Here is a 17,331-nt window from a genome sequence, read left to right as displayed (position 1 = left end):
ATTGGATGTCAGCCCCGAAAATCCTGGTCATTCCTGGCTCGCTGCGCACCGGCTCGCACAACGTGAAGCTGGCGGCGGTCGCCGCGTATGAATTCGCGCAGGCCGGCGTTGACGTCACCCGCATCTCGCTCGCCGATTTTCCGCTGCCGATTTACGACGGCGATCTCCAGGCCAAGTCCGGCGTGCCCAAGCACGCGATCAATCTCAAGCGCATGATCGGCGCGCATCATGGCGTGCTGTTCGTCTCGCCCGAGTACAACGCCTCGGTGCCGCCGCTGCTGAAGAATGCGATCGACTGGGTCAGCCGCGTGCAGGATCCGCACGAGGCGCGCGGCGACGTTTTCCGCAACCGCGCCTTCGCGCTTGCCGGTGCTTCGCAGAGCCGGCTCGGCGCGGCTCGCGCGCTGCAGGCGTTGCGGCTGATCCTGACCTCCTGCCACGCCAATGTGATCGCCAGCCAGTTCACGCTCGCCTTTGCCGACCAGGCCTATGACGATATGGACAGGCTCAAGACCCAGCCCGATCGCGACGGGCTGAAAGAGATGGCGCGGCAGTTGATCGACTTTTCCCAACGCATGATGTGAGGTGACATGACGCCAGCCGAAATCGCCCCGAAGGACCGCCTGATCGTTGCGCTCGATTTGCCCAGCGTCGATGCCGCGGAGGCGATGATCGCAAGGCTCGGCGACAGCGTCGCCTTCTACAAGATCGGCTATCGCCTCGCTTATGCCGGCGGCTTGCCGCTGGTCGCCAAGCTCGCCGACAAGGGCAAGAAGGTCTTTCTCGACCTCAAGCTGCACGACATCGGCAACACCGTAGCGCAAGGCGTCGAGAGCATCACGAAGCTGGGCGCCACCTTCCTCACGGTGCATGCCTATCCGCAGACCATGAAGGGCGCCGTCGAGGGCCGCGGCAGCTCGAAGCTGAAGATCCTCGCCGTCACGGTGCTGACCTCCTACAACGAAGACGATCTGCACGCGGCAGGTTTCCGGCTCGGCGTCTCCGAGCTCGTCGAAGCGCGCGCGCAGCAGGCGCAGGTGCTCGGCGTCGATGGGCTCGTGTCCTCGCCCGAGGAAGTGGGAAGCCTGCGCAAGATCGTCGGCCACCAGATGCATCTCGTCACGCCCGGCATTCGCCCGGCGGGTTCGGCAACCGGTGATCAGAAACGCATCATGACGCCCGGTCGTGCGATTGTCGCGGGCGCGGATTATCTCGTCGTGGGGCGGCCGGTGGTGGAGGCCGCTGACCCCAAGGCAATCGCAGAGGCCATTCAAGTCGAGATTGCGCAAGCACTCGGCTGAGGAACAACCAAGGAGAAGAACAATGGCAAAGGGCTACTGGATCGGGCGCGTCGATGTGAGCAGTGACGAGGGTTACAAGCCCTACGCCGTCGCCAACGGGCCGATCTTCAAGAAATGGGGTGGCCGCTTCGTCGTCCGCGCCGGCAAGTTCACCACTGTCGAAGGTGCAAGCCGCACCCGTAACGTCGTGATCGAATTTCCGGACTACCAGACCGCGATCGCCTGCTACAATTCCCCGGAATACCAGGCCAATATCAAGGTGCGCCAGCCGCACTCGATCGCCGACCTCATCATCATCGAGGGCTATGACGGCCCGCAGCCGTCGGACGGTTGACTCCGTCATGGTCGGGCATAGCCGTCCGAAGGACGGCGTCGCTTCACTCCGCCTATGACCCGGCCATCCACGTCTTTGTGCCCTCATGCTTGGTCTTTCGTGGATGCCCGGGCCTTTGCCTCGCAGAAGCGGCTTCGGCCGCGCAGGCGGGACAAGCCCGGGCATGACGGCGGAGTTTGTCCCCCTCGGTTGCCGGAACTGCGTCCCGCCGCTACAACGGCGCCTTGAGAGGATCGCACCATGTCAGACATGCGCTTGATTGTTGCTGGAGCCGGCGGCCGGATGGGCCGCGCCCTGACACGGGCGATTGCCGACAGCAAAGGCGCGGTGCTGGCTGGCGCCCTGGAGGCGCCGGGCTCGGAGCTGCTCGGCAAGGATGCGGGCGCGCTCGCAGGCCTGCCGGCCAATGGCATCAAGCTGTCCGCCGACCTCTGGACGATGTCGAAAGAAGCCGACGGCATTCTCGATTTCACCGTTCCGGCCGCGACCATCGCCAATGTCGCGATCGCGGCCGAGCGCGGCATCGTGCACGTCGTCGGCACCACTGGCCTGTCGGCCTCCGACAACGCCGTGATCAAGAGCGTCACCAATCGCGCCATCGTCGTGCAATCAGGCAATATGAGTCTGGGCGTCAATCTGCTCGCCGCCGTGGTCAAGCGCGTCGCCAAGGCGCTCGACGAGAGTTTCGACATCGAGATCGTCGAAGCCCATCACCGCATGAAGGTCGATGCGCCTTCCGGCACCGCGCTGATGCTGGGCCAGGCTGCCGCCGCCGGCCGCGGCATCTCGCTCGAGGACAATTCGGAACGCGGCCGTGACGGCATCACCGGCGCACGCAAGCCGGGCGCGATCGGCTTTGCCTCCTTGCGCGGCGGCACCGTCGCCGGCGAGCACAGCGTGACCTTCCTCGGCCCGTTCGAGCGGTTGACGCTGTCGCATCTCGCCGAGGATCGCATGCTGTTCGCGCACGGCGCGCTGAAGGCGGCGCTGTGGGCGCATGGCAAGAAGCCGGGGCACTACTCCATGGCCGACGTGCTCGGCCTTGCCGATATCTGATCAAAGCAAGCAACGGAAAGCAGTCAATGAGCGAACGTCTTCTCGTGCTGGTGCGGCACGGCCAGAGCGAATGGAACCTGAAGAACCTGTTCACCGGCTGGAAGGATCCTGATCTCACCGAGCTCGGCGTGAAGGAGGCCTCGGAAGCCGGCCGCAAGTTGAAGGCAGAAGGCCTCGTGTTCGACGTCGCCTACACTTCGGTGCTCACGCGCGCGCAGCACACGCTCGACCTCATTCTCGGCGAACTCGGACAGAAGGGCCTGCCGACCTCGAAGGACCTCGCGCTGAACGAGCGCGACTACGGCGATCTCTCCGGCCTCAACAAGGACGACGCGCGCAAGAAGTGGGGCGAGGACCAGGTGCTGATCTGGCGCCGCTCCTACGACGTGCCGCCGCCCGGCGGCGAAAGCCTGAAGGATACGCTCGCGCGCGCACTGCCCTACTACGTGCAGGAAATCCTGCCCGGCGTGCTCAACGGCAAGCGCACGCTGGTTGCCGCCCACGGCAACTCACTGCGCGCGCTGATCATGGTGCTGGAGAAGCTGTCGCCCGAAGGCATCTTGAAGCGCGAGCTTGCGACGGGTGTGCCGATCATCTACCGGCTCAACGCGGATTCGACCGTGGCGTCGAAGCTGGATCTGGCGGGTTAGCTACGGTCTCGTAGGGTGGGCAAAGGCGCGGAGCGCCGTGCCCACCATTCTTCCGCGATCGCTAATGCATGGTGGGCGCGCTACGCTTTGCCCACCCTACGGCAGTGTGCTCGGAGTGCCCTACTGCACCCCGAGCTGCCCGGCCTCCCAGCCCAGCATCGCCTGCTTGCGGGTGATGCCCCAGTGATAGCCAGTCAGCGTGCCGCTCTTGCCGAGCGCGCGATGGCAGGGCACGACGAAGGAGACGGGGTTTTTCCCGATGGCGGCACCGACGGCGCGCGAGGCCTTCGGATTGTCGATGTTGCAGGCGATGTCGGAATAAGACACCGCGCGTCCCATCGGGATCTTCAACAGCGTCTCCCATACCCGCACCTCGAAATCGGTGCCGATCATCACCACCCGCAACGGCTGGTCCGGCCGCCAGAGTTTTGTGTCGAAGATGCGTTGCGCCAGCGGCGCGGTGCCTTCGTGATCCTCGATGTAGGTCGCGTTCGGCCAGCGCCGCGTCATATCGGCCAACGAAGCGGTTTCCTCGCCGGGATCGGCGAAGGCGAGACCCGAGAGCCCACGATCGGTCGCGATCACGATCGCGGTGCCGAATGGCGAGGGATGGAAGCCGTAGCGCAAGGTCAAGCCCGCGCCGCCGTTCTTCCATTCACCCGGCGACATCGCCTCGTGCGTGACGAAGAGATCATGCAGCCGGCCCGGGCCCGAGAGGCCCGAGTCGAGCGCGGCGTCGAGGATGCTCGCGGAGTCCCGCAGCAACCCCTTGGCGTGGTCGAGCGTCAATGCCTGCATAAAGGCCTTCGGCGTGATCGAGGCCCAGCGGCGAAACAGATGGTGCAGCTCATCCGGCGTGACGCCGGCCGCATCGGCCATCGCCTCGATGGTCGGCTGCGCGCGCCAGTTCTCCGAAATGAACGCGATGGCCCGGCGCACGGAATCATAGTCGCGCAGCGCGGCGTTCTGGGTGCCCGGCTTGGCCAGGCGCTGGTCATGTATGGCGAGTGTCATCATGACCGGAAATGTAGGAGAGGGCAGGCTTCGAAACCACCCGATTTCTGACTGCGCCTTAGGTCACCGGGTTGAAGGTCGGGCCGCGCTTGGCGGCATTGAGCGCCTCAATCAAGCCTTTGTAAAAGCTTGCCTTTTCATCCGGTCCCAAAAAGCGGGCGATCTGGATCTGGTGCCCCCGCGAGATCAGATAGAGATGCTCGATGCCAAAATCCTCGTCGACTTCCATGTCGAGGCGGACCCAGAGCGGATTAAAGCTCCATTCGGCGACCTGGCCGCGATGGCTGACGCGCCGCACGCGCAATTCGGTGGTCGTGACCGTGATCTCCTCGCGCGCCCGTGCGCTGCGGAAATTGGCCTTGAAGGCCCACCAGATCACCAGGATGTCGAGGCCGAAAAAGCCGAACACCGGCCAGGCGCCCTTCATCAGGAAGACAATGCCGGTGACGAAGCTGACGACGCTCAGGAACAGCATCACGGCGAGAAAGCCGCTGCGGTTCAGCGAGCGGTGTGGCGTCAGCTGCGCGGAAAAGATCTGCACTTCGCTGTCGCGCTCAATTTCGTTGCCTGTGCTCATCGTCCCTCAGTATATCCCGATCATGGCGAAAATCACCCGCAAGCCGGCCCCGCGCAAAGCGGCGATGCCGAAGAAAAAGGCAAAGGCGGCCGTCGCGAAGCCCAAGGCTGCGAAGAAATCGGCGCCCGCGAAGAAATCGCTCAAGGCTATCAAACCCTGGACGCCGGCCGAAGTTCATGAGGTCTTCAGCCGCTTCCGCAAGGCCAACCCCGAGCCGAAAGGCGAGCTCGAGCACGTCAATCCGTTCACGTTGCTGGTCGCCGTCGTGCTGTCGGCGCAGGCGACCGATGCCGGGGTCAACAAGGCGACACGCGCATTGTTCGCGGTCGCGGACACGCCGCAGAAGATGCTCGATCTCGGCGAAGAACGCCTGCGCGAGTACATCAAGACCATCGGCCTCTATCGCACCAAGGCCAGGAACGTGATCGCGTTGTCCGCAAAAGTGCTCAGTGATTTCGGCGGCGAGGTGCCGCGCATGCGCGCCGAGATCGAGTCGCTGCCGGGCGCGGGCCGCAAGACCGCCAACGTCGTGCTCAACATGGCCTTCGGCGAGCACACCATGGCGGTCGACACGCATGTTTTCCGCGTCGGCAATCGCACGGGACTCGCGCCCGGCAAGACGCCGCTCGAGGTCGAGCTTGGTCTCGAAAAGGTGATCCCGGCCGAGTTCATGCTGCACGCCCATCATTGGCTGATCCTGCACGGCCGCTATACTTGCCTCGCGCGCAAGCCGCGCTGCGAGGTTTGCCTGATCAACGATCTCTGCCGGTGGCCGGAGAAGACGGTTTGAGCGTGGCGTTCGTGCAAAGTGGTTTTGGGGGCATTGGTTGAGTCAGCAGGAACAAGTCTCGTCACCGCCGCCCGCGGCCACACCGGCTCCATCGCCGAAGCCGACGCAGCGGCCGGCGAGCTCGCTCTGGAGCCGGCTCGCGATCCCGCTGTTCGCCGTGGTCGTCGCGCTCGCCTTCGTCGCATTGGCAACGTTGCGGTTCGACGAATGGGTCGGCAATGCCGTGGTCCAGACCACCAATGACGCCTATGTGCGCGCCGAGTTGACGCGGCTTGCGAGCCGCGTCTCCGGCGAGGTGCTGACGGTCGCCGTGACCGACTTCCAGCGCGTCAAGGCCGGCGATCTTCTGATCCAGATCGATCCCGCAGATTACGAGGCCCAGGTCGCGCAGTCCGAGGCGGCGGTGGCTGCCGCGCAAGCCCAGCTGGACAATCTCGCCAACCAGATCGAGCTGCAATATGCGACCATCGCGCAGGCCGAGGCTTCGCGTTTGTCGGCGGAAGCGCTGGAAGTCGAAGCCAAGCAGGAGCAGGAGCGTCAGCAATCGCTGACGCAGACTGAGGCCGGCACGCGGCAGCGGCTCGAGCAGGCGGTCGCGGGCCTCGCCAAGGCGCAGGCCGACGTGCGCGCGAGCCGCGCCGTGATCGCCGCCCAGCAGCATCAGCTCGAGGTTTTGCAAGGCACCAAGAAGCAGCGCGCTGCGGATCTCGATGCGACCAAGGCGACGCTGGCGAGTGACAAGCTCAAGCTCGGCTACACCAGGATCACCGCGCCGTTCGACGGCGTCGTTGGCGAGCGTCAGGTTCAGCCCGGCGATTACGTCAATATCGGCACTAACCTCATCAACGTCGTGCCGCTGCCAAAGGTCTATGTGATCGCGAACTACAAGGAGACCCAGCTCACGCACGTCGCACCCGGGCAACCGGTCGAGATCACCGTCGACAGTTTTTCGCGCGAGAAGCTGCGTGGCAAAGTCGAGCGCATCGCGCCCGCGACCGGTGCGCAGGTGGCGCTGCTGCCGCCTGACAATGCGACCGGCAATTTCACCAAGGTCGTGCAGCGCATTCCCGTGCGCATCCAGTTCGACGACAACCAGCCGCTGCTGGCGCGGCTGGTGCCGGGCATGTCGGTCGTCACCAGCATCGACACGAAGGGCGCGGATGGCGGAAAATGACGACGCCAGTCGTGGCCCCGTCTCGCGCGGCGGCTTGGCGCCACAGCCGTTGTTTGCGGTCGCCGCCGTCCTGCTCGGCTCATTTCTCACCAATGTCGACAGTCGCCTGACCACGGTCGGCCTGCCGGATCTGCGCGGCGCGTTCTCTCTCTCGTTCGACGAGGGCGCGTGGCTCTCGACCGCCGGAATCGGCTCGCAAATCCTTATCGCGCCGGCGGTGCCGTGGCTTGCGACCGTGTTCGGCCTGCGGCGTGTGCTCGGCATCCCGAGCCTCGTCTATGCGATCATCTCGCTGATCATCCCGTTCGTGCACGATTATCAGACACTGATGGTTCTCAGCGTCATCCACGGCCTGTTGCTCGGCACCTTCGTGCCGGCGACGCTGATGATCGTGTTCCGCAATCTGCCGATCCGCTGGTGGCTGCCGGCGATCGCGCTCTATTCGATCCGCGTCGGCTTTGCGCTCGACACATCGAGCTCGCTGGTCGGCTTCTATGTCGACCATCTCGGTTGGCAATGGGTGTACTGGCAGAGCGTCGTGATCGCGCCCTTGATGGGCCTGATGGTCTATCTCGGTACCCCGAACGAGCCGGTCAACCGCGTGCTGCTGCGCGAGGCCGATTGGGGCGGCATGCTGCTGCTCGGTGCCGCGGTCTCGATGATCTATGCCGGCCTCGATCAGGGCAATCGGCTGGACTGGCTCGGCTCCGGTACGGTGATGGCGCTGCTCGTCGGAGGTGCGGTGCTGTTCGCGGGCTTCATCGTCAATGAGTCGCTGGTGCGACAGCCCTGGGCGCATGTGAACGTGCTGTTCTCGCGCAACATCGGATTGGGGTTGATCCTGATCCTGCTGTACACGCTGACTAGCCTGTCCAATGCGTCGCTGGTGCCGAATTTCCTCGCGGTCATCGCTCTGCTCAGACCCGAGCAGAGCGGCCTGCTGCTGCTTACCTATGGCGCGCTGCCGATGTTCGTGCTGGTGCCGATCTCGATCTGGCTGCTACGGCATTTCGATGCGCGGGCCGTGGTGGTCGTCGGATTTGCCTGCTTTGCCGCAGCCAATCTCTGGGGCACCCAGCTCAGCCACGACTGGGCCCGCGACGACTTCATCGGCATCGTCCTGCTCCAGGCGATCGGGCAGTCGCTGACCTTGCTGCCGCTCATCATCACGCTGCTGTCGAACTCCGATCCGAGCCGTGCGACAGCTTTTGCCGCCTATATCCAGATCATGCGGCTCGGCGGTGCCGAGGTCGGCGTCGCGCTGATGGGAACGTGGCTGCGCGTTCGCGAGCAGGTCCATTCCTTCTATATCGGCCAGAACCTCGAAGTCGGCGACGTCAATGTGGTGCGCGCGCTGAAGCAGCTCGCCGATCACTTTGCCGCCCACGGCGCCGGCTCGGCGGAGGCACGCGCGATCGGCACGCTCGCGAGCTTCGTCGCGCGCGAGGCTAACGTGCTCGCCTATATCGACGGCTTCTGGCTCTGTTTCTGGCTGGCGATATCAGCGCTCGGCTTTACCGCCCTGATCACCCGCGCGCCGCCGGGACCGTTCACGCCCGCGCCGTTCGGCTTCGCCAAGATGCTGCTGCGAAAGTGCGGGGTGGCGGTGACGTAGTCGAGGTCACCGCATCTGCCGCGCCGGCTCGATCAGCTCGGGCCGCGATCCTGACAGACGTTTGTGCATGTGGACCATGAAGGCCATGCCGAAGATCGGCGTTGCCAGGTTGACGATCGGGATCGAGACGAAGGCCGCGATGAAGAGGCCCGCGGTGAAGATGATCGCGGCATTGTCGCGACGCATCGCCTTGGCCTCTTCCGGCGAGCGGAAGCGCATCGCGGCGAGCTCGAAATATTCGCGCCCCAACAGCCATGCGGCGGCAAGGAAGAAGATCAGGAAACCGGCGCCGGCCAGGAACACGAACGGCAGCGCGATCAGATAGACCACGATGGTCAGAAGCGCGGTCTTGATGCCTTCGAAGATCGCCTGGTTGAACGGCAGCGCCGTGCCCGGCCGCTCGGCCGGGTAATATTCGCGTTCGACGATGTCGGCGACGTCGTCGACGAACAGGCTCGCCACCAGCGAGGTGATCGCCGGCATCAGGAACACGCTGCCGAACACGACGCCGAAACCGGCCGCAATCGAGATGATCCAGGCGAGCACCTCCAGCGACGAATGCCAGCTCGGCCCGAGCAGGCCCTCCAGCCAGACCTCGCCATGGGTCGCGAACCAGCTCAGCAGCCGCTGCAACCCGATCGCGAGCACGACGATCAGCACCAGCGCAAGCCCGATCGATCGCCACAGGATCGAACGCATCGGCGGCGACATCATTTGCGACAGCGCCTTGACGGCGGCATCCAGCATGGGAACCTCTCGCGAAACCACCCGCGAGAGGTAGACACCCCGGGCCGCTTCGGCAAGGGAGGCTGACCCTTGGGCCGATGCGGCTTATGGCTCCGCCACAATGCTGGCCCAGCAGGTGATGGCGCTGCAGACCGTGCTCCAGCGGCCAAATCCCTTGTAGATCTGGGCGGCGACCTGTTCCTGCTGCTTCAGCGTGCCCTCGGCCTTGATCTGCGGGTCGGAGACGTTGCGGATCGCGAGCCAGCGCGGCGCCTTGGCGCCCATCTCCAGGGCGACCAGGCCCAGGATGGCGTCGCCCATTTCGGAGACGTCGCCGAGCCCCTGCAGATGGAAGTGATCGTCCGAGGTGTCGAAGCCGAAGAAATCGGTGGTCACCACGGACGACGACAACGCGCTCGGCTTGGCCACGAAGATCTTCGGAGCGCGGGTGTTGGTCTTCGGCAGCTGTCCGGCATTGGCCTTGAACAGCGTCCTGGCCGTTGCGAACTTCGTCGTCTTGGCTGATTTGCTCGAAAAATGCTCCTGCGCGAACGGCTGCTTCTTGAATTTCGAGAGGCAGTCGAAGCGCACGATTGGGCTGACGATGACGTCGCCGACCTCGACCTGCTTGCCGATGCCACCGGCGGTGCCCGTGGTGATCACGAGCGTCGGCTGCACCTCGGTGATGATCTGGCGCCAGACGTCGATGTTGGGCAGCTGCGGACCGTCCTGCGACATGTGCGAATCGGATTTGAAGACCACGACCTTCTTCTTGCCGATCGTCGCGGTCCAGAAGGCGCCGAGCCGCTTCAGCTCCTTGGCCGGGCAGCCATTGCGCATCTTCTTGGAGATGGTCGCGTAATTGTGCGTGTAGGGGACGTAGTCGTTGTGCGAGTCCTTGCCCGGCGTCAGCACGCGGCTGGTTGCGTGCCCTTCGTCGACGGTCCAGGTCACGACCAGCACGTCGGCGCGGGGCAGCGGGCCCTTGCCGTTGCCCGCCGGCTTCGGCCCGGTCTGCGGCGCCAGCCCCTTGGGCCAGGGAATGTCGGTGAAGCGCGACAGCCCGGTCGCGGTCGAGAAGGCCATGAACGCGCGGCCTTCGGTCGATTCGGAATCGAAATCGATGATCTCGCGCTGAAAATCCTCGGGCGCGACCTTCGCGGCCTTCTTCGCGGCGGCATCCGCGATGCGCTTGACCACGAAGGTCTCGCGCGGCGGCGGTGTGGTGATCGGATCGAACCCGAGATTTTTCTCAACCCATTTGCGATCAGCAGGCATCACGCGGTCTCCGCCAATTGTTTTTGACAAGGGTCTGTTGTCGACAAGCGTCTTTCATTGGTCGGCCAGGGCGGCCAACGGTTGCAATCTGAGGTCGAAAAAGCAGGCGCGAATAGTCCGCACTATTGACCGATTTCGTGCCGATTTGAAGAAACAGAGAATTGACTCTGCAAAACAAGGCTAGTTTTGAAAAAATCGCTCAATCACCTGAACCAATTTGCGCTTGAGATTACACCTATAGTTGAGGTGCGACAATCTGCCTTCCAATCACAAACGGAGGAAGTCATGGCAAGCTCGACCAATAAAGTCGCGTTGGTGAACAGCGCCCGGAAATTGCCGAAGGGAGCCAAGCTCGTCGGCGCGGCCGATCCCAAGCAGGAAATCGAGATCAGCGTTCGCCTGCGTGCCAGGCGCGCCGACGATGAGCAGGTGATGGCGCTCGGCGCGCAACCGCCGCGTGAGCGGGAGTATCTTTCCCGCACCGAGTTCGCCGAGCAGATGGGCGCGGATACCGCCGACGTCGCCAAGATCGACGATTTCGCGCATCTCCACGAGCTCAACGTCAAGAGCGTGCACCTGGCCTCCCGCACGGTAAAACTGACCGGCACGGTGAAGGCGATGAGCGCCGCCTTCGGCGTCAAGCTCAACAAGGTCAGGCATGACGGCGCGACCTATCGCATGCGCAAGGGCAATGTGCAGATTCCAGCCGAGCTCGAAGGCATCGTGGTCGGCGTGCACGGCCTGGACAACCGGCCGGTGGCGCAGCCGCATTTCCGGCGCAAGCCGGCGAAAAAGGGTGCGACCGCGCGCGCGGGCCAGGGCGGCAGCTTCTCGGTCGAGCAGATCGCGCAGCTCTACAATTTCCCAGGCGGTGAGACCGGCGCCGGCCAGTGCATCGCCATCATCGAACTCAACGACATCGACACCAAGGGCCATCCCACCGGAGCCGGCTACAAGACCTCGGACCTAAAGACCTTCTTCAAGAAGGCGGGCATCAAGATGCCGCAGATCGCACCGGCAAGCGTCGACGGCGGCGCCAACAAGCCCGGCCATTCCGAGGCCGACGGTGAGGTCGTGCTCGACATCGAGGTGGCCGGCGCGATCGCCCCCGGCGCCAGGATCGTGGTCTACTTTGCGCCCAACACCACCAATGGCTTCATCGACGCGGTGAAAGCCGCCGTCCACGACACCGCGCGAAAACCCTCGGTGATTTCGATCAGCTGGGGCGGACCGGAAGATCCGGCCGGCTCGCAGCAATTCGTCGACGGCCTCAACGAGGCGATCCGTGATGCCGCCGCGATGGGCGTCACCGTCTGTGTCGCGTCCGGCGACAACGGCTCCGCCGACATGGCGCAGGGCTGGGACGGCAAGCCGCACGCCGATTTCCCGGCCTCCAGCCCGTTTGCGCTGGCCTGCGGCGGGACCAATTTGCGGGCGTCGAACGGCACGATCACCGAAACGGTCTGGAACGGAGGCCCCCAGGACGGCGCGGGCGGTGGCGGCGTCAGCATCGTATTCCCCAGGCCGCACTACCAGGCCAACGCGCATGTGCCGAAATCGCCGTCGCATTCGGTCGGCCGCGGCGTGCCCGACGTTTCCGGCGATGCGGATCCTGCGACCGGTTACCAGATCTTCCTCAACGGCGTCATGACCACGATCGGCGGCACCAGCGCAGTGGCGCCGCTGATGGCCGGACTGATCGCGCGCATCAACGAGGCCACGACCAAGAAGTTCGGCAAGACGGTGGGCTTCATCAACCCGCTGATTTACGCCTCGCACGCGCATGGCGTGTTCCGCGACATCACGATCGGCAATAACGACATCACCGGCTCGCTGCACGGCATGTACAAGGCCGGCCCGGGCTGGGACGCCTGCTCCGGCCTCGGCGTCCCCAACGGCGCGGCGTTGCAGAATTTGCTGGCGGCGTGAGCGCGTAGACGCTCTCTCCTCGTCATTGCGAGGAGCTCTTGCGACGAAGCAATCCAGAATCTCTCCGCAGAGGCAGACTGGATTGCTTCGTTGCGCTCGCAATGACGAACTCAGCTACACCGTATCCAGCGCCTTGCCGCGCACGTTCGGGCCGAACAGCGCCATCGCGATCACCACGATCAGCATGGCCACGGTGATCAGGCCGAACACGCCGGTGACGCCGGCCTCCTTCAGCATGTAGGCGACGATGAATCCGGAGAACGTCGCGGAGAGCCGGCTCATGGAATAGACGAGGCCGGACGCCTGCGCGCGGATCTGGGTCGGAAACACCTCGGTCTGGTAGGCGTGATAGGCGTAGGACATCGTCGTGTTGCAGGCCGTCAGCAGCACGCCGCAGACGATCAACAGTCCGGGCTCGGTCAATTGCGCGAACGCCATGCCGAACACGATGATGGCGATGCAGGCGCCGGCGATGATCCAGCGGCGCTCGAATTTGTCGGCGAAGCTTGCGGCCAGCAGCGGCGCGATCGGATAGGCGAAGGCGACGATGAAGGAATATTGCAGGCTCTTGGTGACGGTGATGCCCTTCTCGACCAGCAGCATCGGCACCCAATTGGCGAAGCCATAGAAGCCGAAGGCCTGGCAGAGGTTGAACACCATGAACAGGATCACGAGCGAGACATAGGGCGGACGGAACAGGTCGGCAAAGCCGATGCGCGCGATTGTTTGCGCCGCTGGCCGCGCGAGTGAAGCTGAGGGGCCGGGCGCTGCGGCCCCGCCGCGGGCTTCGAGCGCTGCGAGGATGCGAAACGCCTCCTCGGTGCGGCCATGACGCGCCAGCCAGAGCGGGCTCTCGGGCAGGAACAGCCTGAGCACCCAGATGATCATGCTGGCGGCAGCACCTGCCAGCACCACCCAGCGCCAGCCCTCGACGCCATAAGGCGCGAGCGGCACCAGCCACCAGGCGAGGAAGGCGACGATGGGCACGGCGATGAACATGATCGACTGGTTCACCGCAAAGGCGCGTCCGCGAATCCGGCTCGGCACCAGCTCGGTGATGTAGGCATCGATGGTGATAACCTCGACACCGATGCCGATTCCGGCGAGGAAGCGCCAGAACAGAAGACCTTCGGAGGAGGTCTGGCAGGCCATGATCACCGACGCTGCGGTGTAGCCAAGCAGCGCAGTGGTGAAGATCGCGCGGCGGCCAAAACGGTCGGCGAGGAAGCCGAGGAAGAAAGTGCCGACGAACAGGCCGGCAAAGGTCGCGGCGACGAAGGCGCCGATGCCGGAGAAGCCGAAGAAGGCCGTTGTCGTCGTGGAGAGCAATCCGCTGCGGCTCAGCCCCGGCGCAATGTAGCCGGTCAGAAACAGATCGTAGATCTCGAAACAGCCGCCGAGCGAGAGCAGCATGACGAGGCGCCAGACATAGCCCGTCGCCGGCATCGCCTCGAGCCGCCGCGAGATCTCGTCCGGTCCGGATGGTGCAGCGCCGAGCTCAAAGCCTGTGTCGATGCCGACAACGCTCATGATGTCCTCCCCGTGGCGCGCAGATCGCGCGCGTTTCCCGGCGGCTCATCTCGGTGGTTTTCGCAAGCTCTGCCGGGCCGCGCCATGTTGGCTTCTGCCAGCCGGAAATCCAGACGAACATATCGATCGAAGCGTTCGAGATTTTCGAACGAACCTCTCAGCGCGTCATTGCGAGCTCGCAATGACGGCTCACCCCACCAGCTCCGCCTGCCAGCCGCCGCTGCGCACCTGCTCGGCGATCAGCGCCAGCATCAGGCGGCGCATCTCTTCCATCGCGTAGGTCATTGGGCGGTTGCGCAGGCGGCAGAGATAGAGCGTGCGGGTGAGTTTTGGGGCGATCACTTCGCGCGCGACCAGGCGGCCGGCGGCGAGCTCCTCCCGCGCGAACAGCTTTGTCGCGATGGTGCAGCCGAGCCCCTCCACCAGCGCGCCGGTCATGCCCGTGATCGAGTTGGCATGCAGGATGGCGCTGCCCTCCAGCCGCTTGAGCAGGACGGGATCGTCCAGCAGCGCGCGCGAGGACAGGCCGAGGCCGTAACGCAGCAGGATCAGCGGCAGCCGGCTCAGCTCTTCGAAGCGGATCGGGGTTTTGCTCTTGCCCACCAGTTTTGGAATGCCGACCAGGAACATCTCCTCTTCAAGCACGGCTTCCGTGATCAGCTCCTTCTCCGACGGCGGATTGTAGACCAGCGCGAGGTCGACATTGGAGATCATCAGATGCATCAGCGTCGCGCCCGACAGGCTCTCGGTGAGCGACAGCTTGAGCTTGGGATATTTGGTTAGCACCGTACGCATCAGCTCGACGCCGATGGCCTTGACGCCGGAATTGGCCATGCCGATCGAAATCTCGCCGGCAATGACGCGGGCGCCCTCGCGCACCTCGGTCTCGGCCTCCGCCATCGCGCGCAGGATGATGCGGGCGTGCTCATAGAGCCGCTCGCCGGCCGCGGTCGGGTCCATGCCGCGCGACTTGCGTTCGAACAGCGGCGTTGCGAACTCGGCCTCCAGATTCGAGATATGATGGCTGAGCGCGGATTGGGCGACATTCACCTGGTCGGCCGCGCGCGACAGGTTCCGCTGCTCGTAGACGGCGATGAAATAGCGGAGCTGGCGCGAATCCATGTCGGTGAAGCGTTCTATAAGCGCGAAGGCAATCTTCGACAGATTATATTTTTAAGAAGGCTTGTGAAGGCCTAGTCTTCAGGCCGAACGGACAGGGAGTGACGGATGGCTGAGACCGGATTGCCGCTCGAAGGCGTGCGGGTCGTCGAGATGACCCACATGGTGATGGGCCCGACCTGCGGCATGATCCTCGCGCAACTCGGCGCCGAGGTGATCAAGGTCGAACCGCCCGCCGGCGACAAGACGCGGAGCCTCGGCGGCATGGGCACGGCGTTTTTCCCGCTGTTCAACCGCGGCAAGCGCAGCGTGGTGCTGGACCTCGAGAAGGCCAGGGATCGCGACACCATGCACCGGCTGCTTGAAACGGCCGACGTGTTCCTTGAGAATTTTCGCGATGGCCTGCTCGAGAAGCAGGGGTTAGGTGCCGAGGAACTGCGCCGCCGCCATCCGCATCTGATCATCGCCGGCCACAAGGGCTTTCTCTCCGGCCCCTATGAGCACCGTCCCGCGCTCGACGAGGTCGTGCAGATGATGTCGGGGCTCGCCGCCATGACCGGCACGAAAGAGAAGCCGCAGCGGGTCGGCTCCTCCGCCAATGACATCATGGGCGGCATGTTCGGCGTGATCGCGATCCTTGCCGCGCTCTACCAGAAGCGCGGGGGCAAACGCGATGGCGCCGACATCCGCATCGGCCTGTTCGAGAACTGCCTGTTCCTGGTCGCGCAGCACATGGTCGAGTACGAGATGACCGGCAACAAGCCGCGCTCGATGCCGGAGCGTGAGCACGCCTGGCCGATCTACGACATTTTCGATGCCGCCGGCGACGGTCGCATTTTCATCGGCGTCGTCACCGAGGGGCACTGGCAGAGCTTTTGCCGCGAGTTCGGGCTCGCCGAGTTTCTCGATGATCCCACCTTGCGCACCACCACCGATCGCATTCTGGCGCGGCCGCGGATCCTGCCGCGCGTCGCCGAGATCATCCGGCAGCGGGACGTGGCGGAGCTGTCCAAAAAGCTCGACGCGCTCAACATCTGCTTCTCGCCGATCAACCGGCCCGAGGATCTCCTCACCGACCCGCATGTGCTGCGGCCGGGTGGCCTCGTCACCAACATCACCGCCGACGGCAAACCGTTCCATGTGCCGACGCTGCCGCTCGAATGGAACGGCAACCACTTTGGCGAAGGCCTGAAGGTCGCACCGCTGGGTGCCGACACGTCGGCGGTCCGCGCCGAGATCGACAACAACGACGTCACGTCAAAAGCCGCTGGGAGGCGCGCATGAGCCGGATCGAGACCATCTACCCCGCGGACCGCATTGCCTTGCGCGAGGTCGGCTTGCGCGACGGACTGCAGCTCGTGAAGAAGTTTCCGTCAACAGCCGCTAAGCAGCGCTGGGTGCGCGAGGAATATGCCGCTGGCGTGCGTCATTTCGAGGTCGGTTCGTTCCTGCCGGCAAAGACCTTTCCGCAATTCGTTGATGTCTGCGATGTCATCGCAACGGTGGCGAGCCTGTCCGGCGCGCATGGTGTTGCGCTCGCGCTCAACGAGCGAGGCGTGAACGAGGCGCTGGAATCCGGCGTCGGCGAGATCGCCTCGGTGGTCTCTGCGACCGAAGAGCACAGCCAAGCCAACGCGCATCGCTCGCGCGAGTCCGCAATTGCCAACGTGAAGCGCCTCTGCGAGATGCGCGATGCGAGCGCCCACAAGCCGCTGGTGAACGCTGCGATCTCGATGGCGCTGGGCTGCTCGATCACCGGCGCGGTCGATCCGAAAGAGGTGTTGCGGCTCGTCGACAGATGCCTCGAGGCCGGCGTCGATTTCGTAGGGATCGCCGACACGGTCGGCTATGCCGGACCAAAGCAGGTGGCCGAGCTGACCCGCGGCGCGGTCAAGCTCTCGGGATCGAAGCCGATCTGCATTCATCTTCACGACACCCGCGGCATGGGCATCGCCAATGCGTCCGCAGCGCTGGATGAAGGCGCGCGTATCCTCGACGGCTCTCTCGGTGGGCTCGGCGGCTGCCCCTTCGCGCCCGGCGCAACCGGCAATGTCGTGTTCGAAGACCTCGTGTTCCTCTGCGAGAGCAAGGGTTTTGCGACGGGCATCGATCTGGACAGGCTGATCGCCGTGCGCAAAATTTTGCGCGAGGAAATGCCGAACGAACAGCTCTACGGCGGCCTCGCGCGGGCAGGCCTGCCGGGTGGGAATGCGGCGAAGGCGGCGTGAGATACTCTTC

General features: G+C 64.6%; 17 protein-coding genes. 11 read left to right on the top strand and 6 right to left on the bottom strand.

Translation table 11 applies throughout. The features are described from left to right. Positions 1–5: 5 nt before the first annotated feature. The 5 genes from K3F49_RS27930 (at position 6) to K3F49_RS27910 (ending at position 3,341) form a co-directional block, all read left to right on the top strand. Positions 6–584, top strand: a complete 579-nt coding sequence (locus tag K3F49_RS27930) for an NADPH-dependent FMN reductase (protein ID WP_234684123.1) — start codon at positions 6–8, stop codon at positions 582–584. A 6-nt stretch (positions 585–590) separates the two neighbouring features. Further along, on the top strand, positions 591–1,301 hold the full coding sequence (gene pyrF / locus K3F49_RS27925; RefSeq protein WP_234684122.1) for an orotidine-5'-phosphate decarboxylase: 711 nt from the start codon (positions 591–593) through the stop codon (positions 1,299–1,301). A 22-nt stretch (positions 1,302–1,323) separates the two neighbouring features. Continuing rightward, a complete protein-coding gene (locus K3F49_RS27920; protein ID WP_212301930.1) occupies positions 1,324–1,635 on the top strand; it encodes a DUF1330 domain-containing protein in 312 nt (103 codons plus the stop codon). Positions 1,636–1,875: 240 nt separating this feature from the next. Next, the gene (dapB, locus tag K3F49_RS27915) at positions 1,876–2,691 is read left to right on the top strand and encodes a 4-hydroxy-tetrahydrodipicolinate reductase (RefSeq protein ID WP_234684121.1); all 816 of its coding nucleotides are present in this window, start codon (positions 1,876–1,878) and stop codon (positions 2,689–2,691) included. A 26-nt stretch (positions 2,692–2,717) separates the two neighbouring features. Next, complete coding sequence (locus K3F49_RS27910; protein ID WP_234684120.1) at positions 2,718–3,341, top strand: 2,3-bisphosphoglycerate-dependent phosphoglycerate mutase; 624 nt, start codon at positions 2,718–2,720, stop codon at positions 3,339–3,341. Between the two features lie 120 nt (positions 3,342–3,461). Here K3F49_RS27910 and K3F49_RS27905 read toward each other — a convergent pair whose 3' ends face one another. Together K3F49_RS27905 and K3F49_RS27900 are read right to left on the bottom strand one after the other, a co-directional pair. Then, complete coding sequence (locus K3F49_RS27905; protein WP_234684119.1) at positions 3,462–4,358, bottom strand: methylated-DNA--[protein]-cysteine S-methyltransferase; 897 nt, start codon at positions 4,356–4,358, stop codon at positions 3,462–3,464. A gap of 55 nt (positions 4,359–4,413) precedes the next feature. Continuing rightward, positions 4,414–4,932: a DUF2244 domain-containing protein gene (locus K3F49_RS27900; RefSeq protein ID WP_234684118.1), complete on the bottom strand. Its 519-nt coding sequence runs from the start codon at positions 4,930–4,932 to the stop codon at positions 4,414–4,416. Between the two features lie 22 nt (positions 4,933–4,954). Here K3F49_RS27900 and nth point away from each other — a divergent pair, with 22 nt between their 5' ends. Genes nth through K3F49_RS27885 form a run of 3 tightly spaced genes read left to right on the top strand, consistent with a single transcriptional unit; the run spans position 4,955 to position 8,511 of the window. Then, positions 4,955–5,722, top strand: coding sequence for an endonuclease III (gene nth, locus K3F49_RS27895; RefSeq protein WP_234684117.1), 768 nt, complete (start codon positions 4,955–4,957; stop codon positions 5,720–5,722). A gap of 37 nt (positions 5,723–5,759) precedes the next feature. Next, complete coding sequence (locus K3F49_RS27890) at positions 5,760–6,896, top strand: HlyD family secretion protein (protein ID WP_234684116.1); 1,137 nt, start codon at positions 5,760–5,762, stop codon at positions 6,894–6,896. Continuing rightward, complete coding sequence (locus K3F49_RS27885; protein WP_234684115.1) at positions 6,883–8,511, top strand: MFS transporter; 1,629 nt, start codon at positions 6,883–6,885, stop codon at positions 8,509–8,511. Before K3F49_RS27890 ends, K3F49_RS27885 begins: the two co-directional genes overlap by 14 nt. Positions 8,512–8,517: 6 nt before the next feature. On the opposite strand, the gene K3F49_RS27880 is transcribed toward K3F49_RS27885, so the two are convergent. Then, a complete protein-coding gene (locus K3F49_RS27880) occupies positions 8,518–9,258 on the bottom strand; it encodes a sulfate transporter family protein (RefSeq protein WP_234684114.1) in 741 nt (246 codons plus the stop codon). Positions 9,259–9,342: 84 nt separating this feature from the next. Continuing rightward, the gene (locus K3F49_RS27875; protein ID WP_234684113.1) at positions 9,343–10,515 is read right to left on the bottom strand and encodes a phosphorylase family protein; all 1,173 of its coding nucleotides are present in this window, start codon (positions 10,513–10,515) and stop codon (positions 9,343–9,345) included. A 285-nt stretch (positions 10,516–10,800) separates the two neighbouring features. Here K3F49_RS27875 and K3F49_RS27870 point away from each other — a divergent pair, with 285 nt between their 5' ends. Then, a complete protein-coding gene (locus tag K3F49_RS27870; protein ID WP_234684112.1) occupies positions 10,801–12,444 on the top strand; it encodes a S53 family peptidase in 1,644 nt (547 codons plus the stop codon). A 114-nt stretch (positions 12,445–12,558) separates the two neighbouring features. Here the strand turns inward: K3F49_RS27870 and K3F49_RS27865 are convergent, their stop codons facing one another. Both K3F49_RS27865 and K3F49_RS27860 read right to left on the bottom strand, forming a co-directional pair. Continuing rightward, the gene (locus K3F49_RS27865) at positions 12,559–13,974 is read right to left on the bottom strand and encodes an MFS transporter (protein WP_234684111.1); all 1,416 of its coding nucleotides are present in this window, start codon (positions 13,972–13,974) and stop codon (positions 12,559–12,561) included. A 189-nt stretch (positions 13,975–14,163) separates the two neighbouring features. Beyond that, the gene (locus K3F49_RS27860; protein WP_234684110.1) at positions 14,164–15,096 is read right to left on the bottom strand and encodes a LysR family transcriptional regulator; all 933 of its coding nucleotides are present in this window, start codon (positions 15,094–15,096) and stop codon (positions 14,164–14,166) included. Positions 15,097–15,201: 105 nt separating this feature from the next. Between K3F49_RS27860 and K3F49_RS27855 the strand changes: the two genes are divergently transcribed. Both K3F49_RS27855 and K3F49_RS27850 read left to right on the top strand, forming a co-directional pair. Further along, positions 15,202–16,377 (top strand): CoA transferase, encoded by a 1,176-nt coding sequence (locus K3F49_RS27855; RefSeq protein WP_234684109.1) that lies wholly within the window; start codon positions 15,202–15,204, stop codon positions 16,375–16,377. Next, the gene (locus K3F49_RS27850; protein ID WP_234684108.1) at positions 16,374–17,321 is read left to right on the top strand and encodes a beta/alpha barrel domain-containing protein; all 948 of its coding nucleotides are present in this window, start codon (positions 16,374–16,376) and stop codon (positions 17,319–17,321) included. The genes K3F49_RS27855 and K3F49_RS27850 overlap by 4 nt, the downstream gene beginning before the upstream one ends. The last annotated feature ends 10 nt before the right edge of the window (positions 17,322–17,331 follow it).

The organism is Bradyrhizobium monzae (assembly GCF_021458635.1).
GTDB lineage: Bacteria > Pseudomonadota > Alphaproteobacteria > Rhizobiales > Xanthobacteraceae > Bradyrhizobium.
The sequence above is the reverse complement of the archived record's forward strand: the minus strand, read 5'-3'. Positions and strand labels throughout refer to the sequence as shown.